The sequence below is a fragment of the Ignavibacteria bacterium genome, assembly GCA_016873775.1.
In the GTDB taxonomy this organism is placed as follows: domain Bacteria; phylum Bacteroidota; class Ignavibacteria; order UBA10030; family F1-140-MAGs086; genus JAGXRH01.
The window spans coordinates 1-5548 of the sequence record VGWC01000104.1; the positions used below are offsets into that span (position 1 = coordinate 1).

Genomic DNA, 5548 nt, shown 5'->3' on the forward strand with positions numbered 1-5548 from the left:
CGAGCAAGTTGCAAATGTTCGTCGGATTTTTTTCGAAACGAAATAAAATACGCCGTTGCAGAAATGAGGATGGAAATGAAACTGAAAATGATGAGCGAGCGACCAAGCATGGGAAAAGTGTAAATTGCAAGGTGCAAGTTAGCGTTCCGGAATTAAGATACGCAAATTTGCACCAGTAGGTATGTTTAAAGAGTTTTCTTGATTTGTTCAGAATTCCCCTCATATTTTGACGGACATTTCGTAAGTATATCCTTGGCATGAAATACACCTTCGGAATAACGTCCTTTGACAACAACCGCTTCTGCAAGTTCAAAATTATTGGGTTTTGCTCCATCGTATATTACTTTGGTTTCTTGACCTTCGTCGTCTTTCATATAGAAGATAAATTGATTGTTTTTTGAATCGTAGAACGATTCTTTTTCCTGGACGCACGCGCCTTTTATTTGTATCAGTTTTCCTTTTTCCTTTGCCATAGTTATGGTGCCGTATTCAATTTTGCTTTCCAGAAAATTCATTGCAAGAAAAACAAGAATCGTTACGATAGCAATGCTGCCGAGGATGATTTTAAGTTTCATAATGAATGGAGATTTTATTTGATTGATTGTTCGATTTCAGAAACTCGTTTATCTAATTTCATTAAGTATCCAAATATTCCAAACCAACAGAGAAGAACAATCGTCATTACGATATAGAGTTGGTTTTGCGAAAAAAATTCGTACATAGTTTTTTTATTTACAATATAAATAGTGAAGTTCTGTTGCTCAACATTCAGAAGAAGTTTTCAATCCGTTGTCTGAAATTGAACAATAATTACGAAGAAACGTTCTCGTGAACATGTAATAGCAGTCGTTCTGTTTTTACTCGCAAATTCCAGATCCAATAAAAAAGTGCGACAAACGCAAGTGAAGAAACATAGAATAGAACACGCATATTGGTTGCCATCGCTTTCGATTCGAAGAGTGGACCTTTCCCCTGCGAATCGCCTGCAGAACCGGGATGAAGTCCTGCAGTAATGCGTGGCATAATAAAAATAAAAAACGGAACGGTAAGTCCTGCAATAATGGAATATGCAGCGGATAGTGATGCGCGTTTTTCTTCATTTTCAACGGAGGACCGGAGCGCAAAATACGCAGCGTATATAAGTAACAAAATAAATATCGAAGTTTGTCGAGGATCCCAATTCCAAAATGCTCCCCAATTAAATTTTGCCCATATTGCACCGGTAACTGTTGCAAGCGCGCAAAACATTAATCCTAATCCCGCCGCTGTTACGGATTTTATATCGTTGTCCAGATTTTTGGTTCGCAAAAACTGAACTGCATAAACTAATGAAGTGAGAAATGCAACAACACTTACCCAAGCGGTGGGAACATGAAAAAATATATTGCGCGCTTTTTCTTCTAAAGCCGGAATAATAGGAAATTCGTACCAATGCTGTGGCGAAGGCACCATCGGAAATGCAAATCCTGCGATAATGATGAATGTAATGAGACTACCAAGGAGGTATTTGAAAAACGTGTGTTGCAAATCTTTGAAAAAAAATATTGGTAAAAAAGTTGCGCTTTGTACTTGTATCGTCTTCCCCATCTATTCGCTAATCTTTCCAGATAACATCAAAAAGCAAATTGGCAATAATAAAAACGGTGATAAGATACGAAATTAAGATTTGAAAATTTCCGCTCGCTTCAGTGAACGTTGCTCCTTCGACTGCAAGTTTTGTAGCGTCTATTACAGTAACAAGTAAGGGAAGCAAAATGGGAAACGATAAAACAGGATAGAGAGTTCCCTTCGTGTTTGCCTTGGCAACAATCGCCGCAAGAAGTGTTGATGACACAGACAAACAGAATGTTCCCAATGCCATCGTAAGAAGAAAAATTGCATAATTGCGAATAAAAAATTCCGGCAGAAAAAAAAAGTAGAGAAGTACGGTAAATACATTCAGAGCCAAAAGTAGTACGACATTGAAAAATATTTTCCCGTTGATAATTGCAGAAGAATGCACGGAAAGTTGTAACAATAGCGTAGTTCCTCGTTCTTCTTCACTAACAAATGTCCGTGAAAGCCCCGACATACTCGCAAAAAAAACGACAATCCATAAAATTCCCGCAAGGATAAACGGCGACGGGTTTTCTGATTGAATGGCAAATATTATAATCGTAATCGTAGTAACAACAAACATCAATAACGCATTGAGCGCATATCGTGTTCGTAATTCGGAACGAACATCTTTTAAGAAAATAGCAATCGCTGACTTCACAATAAAAAAAATACCTTTGTCCAAATGAACTGAACAAAGGCAATAACGGTAAAAAAATTATTACAAGATGAACACAAAACCTGTGGAAAATCCGATGCCCCCGATGTTGATATCTTTCAATTTTCGGGCTTGCGTGTCTGTTGCATTGTCATCAAAACGAAAACCTTGAACCGTTGCAAGCGAAATTTCTCCATTGACGAAAAAAGCAAGTCCATCATCGGGAAGTATATAACGGATTCCTCCTTCGAATGCTAATCCGAAATATGTGTTATAAGTTTTGTGTTTTGGGGGAAATTCCTCTTTCCCGGTAACTGCATCGTCAATCGTTTTTTGAAATTCCGTCGCTGCTCCATAATACCCGAAACCAACGCTCGCATACGGATACACGTTTCCATTCGGTTTGAAAAAATATTTCGGACCAATGGTAACAACATTTTGTTCCCACGCTGCTTTGATTGTCGTTTTGTCTATCGTGGGTTCCGTTCCTTCTTGAATTGTTTTACTTGCTTTTGTAGAAAACGTTTGATATTTGATTTCTATGTTTAAACTATTCATTACGTTAAAGTCTGCTGTTAAGCCATAAATTCCGACATTACTCGTTTTGAAAATAGAATCAAATTGTGGTACCGATGTTGCAAACATTCCAAACCGAAAACCGAGTGATGCGTGTATATGGTCTTTCATCGTTTTCTTTCTGCCGTTTATTAATGGCGCATCTCTCAATGCAGATAAAGAAAGCGAGGATGAATAAAACGAATTGGCTGTTTTAAATTGTGAAAAAGTATACGTTGAGAGTATTAAACTAAGCACTATGAGAGTAATTCTCTTCATACAGATATTCCTTTTGAGTTTTTTACGTTGAAAATTCAACACAATGTTACAAAAATATTTCTAAAAATTCAAATGTCCAGTTAATGTTTTTTATAAAAATGCATCCTCCTTATCGAATACGAAACATTTCCACAAGCCATAAACTGAGTTGCGGAAAGTATGTTACAAACAAAAGTATGATGAACAGCATCGCAAGAAACGGAAGCGTAACTCTATACATTGTCGTCATCGGTCGCTCGAAACGAAAACTTCCGATGAATAAATTCAAACCAAGCGGCGGAAGCATATAGCCGATTTCGAGATTGAGAAGAAAAATAATTCCAAGATGCACCGGGTCAACGCCGTATTGATTTGCAATGGGAATAATGAGTGGAACAACAATAATTATTGCCGAAAAAATTTCCACCATATTGATAACGAGCAAAATGCAATTCAGCAAAACAAGAAACGTAAATTTGTTGTCGATAAACGTGTGAATCCATTCAAAAAGTTTTTGCGGAATTTGTTCGTCAATAAAATAATTTGTTAAGCCAAGTGCAGTTCCTAATACGATAAACATTGCTCCGACAAGCAACATACTTTTTTGCATTACTTTCGGAACGTCGGGAAACAATTTCAAATCTTTGTAAATAAAAACTTCGATTACCAAAACATAAAATGCCATAACTGCAGCGGCTTCGGTAGCGGTAAAAATTCCACCGTAAATTCCTCCGATGACGAGAAACGGAAGCGGAATTTCCCACGCGGATTCTTTGATACAACGCAGAACATTGCTCCACTCAAATTGTATACGCGAAACGTTAGAACGAATTCCTGTTGAAATTGCATACGCGGAAAGTGCAACGACAATCAATATTCCCGGAAGTAACCCTCCGATGAATAGTTTGTCTATCGAAATTTGTGCAACAAGTCCGTACAAAATAATCGGCAAACTTGGAGGAAATAATAATCCCAAACTTCCTGACGTAGTGAGAAGTCCGAGAGAAAATTTTTCGGGATAATGTTCTTTGAGCAACACGGGAAAGAGCAAACCGCCGAGCGCAACAATTGTAACTCCTGATGCGCCGGTGAATGCAGTAAAAATTGCAGCGGAAAGAATTGCTACAACTGCTAATCCTCCGGGAATCCATCCAACAAGCGCTTGCGATAAATTGACAAGTCGTTGCGGTGTTTTGCTTTCTGCGAGAACGTAACCGCCGAATGTGAACAATGGAATGGCTATCAGTGCGGGAAACTCTGCAAGACGCGTAAGTTCTGCGATAACGAAAGCAGGTTCACCTCCAGAAGTGTGAAATAAATACAGCGCCAGCGCACCAATCAGTGAGAATAACGGCGCCCCAAGAATGGCAAGAGCAACAAATGCAATACCTATAAGTATAATTTCCATCAGTTGGAAATTTCTCCTTTTAAAAATTCATAGGAATGGCGAACAACCCGGAGCAGATAATGAAGAGATATTAAACCGAATGTGAGCGGTATAATCATTAAATAATATTTTTTGTGAATATCGAACAGGTCGAGAGAATCTTCATCAAAGCCGGCTTCGAGAAATTGCAGCGCTGCTCGAAGGAGAAGAAAAGCAACAACAGATGCAAACAGATCTACGATGAAGAGCGCGAGATGCATCATTTTGGGCGAAAGCAACCGATTAACGAATTCGATGCCGAAATGTTTTTCTTCTTTTGTTGCGAGAACTGCACCAAGAAAACCAACCCATAATACGAGATAACGCAGGAACGGATCGCCCCAAAGAAATCCGAACGAAAAAAGATTTCGAAGAACTACTTGAAAAAATGCAAGTACTATCATCGCAGATAGCATTGTGATTATGAGAATGCCTTCTATTTTTGCGAGGTATTTTTCGATGGAAAAAATGAGTTTCATTTTGAGATATTGTCATTCGAACAAAGTGAGGAATCTACAAAAAGATTCATCGTCGTTTCTCTACGAGCCGTAGTCACTCCTCGGAATGGCAAAATTATTTTTTACTCTTCGAACGAATATTTCCCACTTCTCTTTCCACGTCATTCAACAACGTTTCATCGAACAATTTTCCGACAAGCAGGCGGCGCGCTTTTTTCCCGATTTCATCGTATTCCGATAAACTTTTTGTATCAACCGCAATAACTTGAATTCCGTTTTTCTTTAACGTCTCGATTGATTTTGCATTATCTTCGCGGGAAAGTTTTGTGAGTTTATTGAAATACGTTTTTCCATTACGGGTAATAATTTGTTGCAAGTCGGCAGGAATTTTATCGAACATTTTTTTTGAGACGACTATTGCTCCCTGCGCATCCGCGAGAGGTAAATCAAGCATATATTTTGTTCGTGTGAACCACTGGAGCGCTACAGCAGCAAGCGGAGAAGTGTACACGCCATCAATTAATTTCGTTTGCAACGATGTGAGAACATCAGTAATCGAAAGCGGAATCGGATGAATACCAATGGTGGTGAACATTG

At 38.5% G+C, this 5548-nt stretch carries 8 protein-coding genes; all 8 read right to left on the reverse strand.

Translation table 11 applies throughout. The annotated features are described in order from the left end of the window. Positions 1–185 precede the first annotated feature (185 nt). The gene (locus FJ218_10640) at positions 186–575 is read right to left on the reverse strand and encodes a cytochrome c maturation protein CcmE (GenBank protein ID MBM4167357.1); all 390 of its coding nucleotides are present in this window, start codon (positions 573–575) and stop codon (positions 186–188) included. Positions 576–589: 14 nt separating this feature from the next. Next, positions 590–721, reverse strand: coding sequence for a CcmD family protein (locus FJ218_10645; GenBank protein MBM4167358.1), 132 nt, complete (start codon positions 719–721; stop codon positions 590–592). Positions 722–810: 89 nt separating this feature from the next. After that, complete coding sequence (locus tag FJ218_10650; protein ID MBM4167359.1) at positions 811–1587, reverse strand: ABC transporter permease; 777 nt, start codon at positions 1585–1587, stop codon at positions 811–813. A gap of 7 nt (positions 1588–1594) precedes the next feature. After that, positions 1595–2260, reverse strand: a complete 666-nt coding sequence (locus tag FJ218_10655; protein MBM4167360.1) for an ABC transporter permease — start codon at positions 2258–2260, stop codon at positions 1595–1597. Between the two features lie 57 nt (positions 2261–2317). Next, positions 2318–3088 (reverse strand): hypothetical protein, encoded by a 771-nt coding sequence (locus tag FJ218_10660; protein MBM4167361.1) that lies wholly within the window; start codon positions 3086–3088, stop codon positions 2318–2320. Positions 3089–3197: 109 nt separating this feature from the next. Next, the gene (locus FJ218_10665; GenBank protein ID MBM4167362.1) at positions 3198–4475 is read right to left on the reverse strand and encodes a TRAP transporter large permease subunit; all 1278 of its coding nucleotides are present in this window, start codon (positions 4473–4475) and stop codon (positions 3198–3200) included. After that, complete coding sequence (locus FJ218_10670; protein MBM4167363.1) at positions 4475–4972, reverse strand: TRAP transporter small permease; 498 nt, start codon at positions 4970–4972, stop codon at positions 4475–4477. The genes FJ218_10665 and FJ218_10670 overlap by 1 nt, the downstream gene beginning before the upstream one ends. Before the next feature lie 94 nt (positions 4973–5066). Beyond that, on the reverse strand, positions 5067–5548 hold a 482-nt coding region (locus FJ218_10675), incomplete at its 5' end, for an ABC transporter substrate-binding protein (GenBank protein MBM4167364.1).

Excerpts from the sequence above, each read along its gene's own strand:
- FJ218_10640 (MBM4167357.1), bottom strand. The coding sequence starts at position 575 with ATGAAACTTAAAATCATCCTCGGCAGCATTGCTATCGTAACGATTCTT.
- FJ218_10645 (MBM4167358.1), bottom strand. The coding sequence starts at position 721 with ATGTACGAATTTTTTTCGCAAAACCAACTCTATATCGTAATGACGATT.
- FJ218_10650 (MBM4167359.1), bottom strand. The coding sequence starts at position 1,587 with ATGGGGAAGACGATACAAGTACAAAGCGCAACTTTTTTACCAATATTT.
- FJ218_10660 (MBM4167361.1), bottom strand. The coding sequence starts at position 3,088 with ATGAAGAGAATTACTCTCATAGTGCTTAGTTTAATACTCTCAACGTAT.
- FJ218_10665 (MBM4167362.1), bottom strand. The coding sequence starts at position 4,475 with ATGGAAATTATACTTATAGGTATTGCATTTGTTGCTCTTGCCATTCTT.
- FJ218_10670 (MBM4167363.1), bottom strand. The coding sequence starts at position 4,972 with ATGAAACTCATTTTTTCCATCGAAAAATACCTCGCAAAAATAGAAGGC.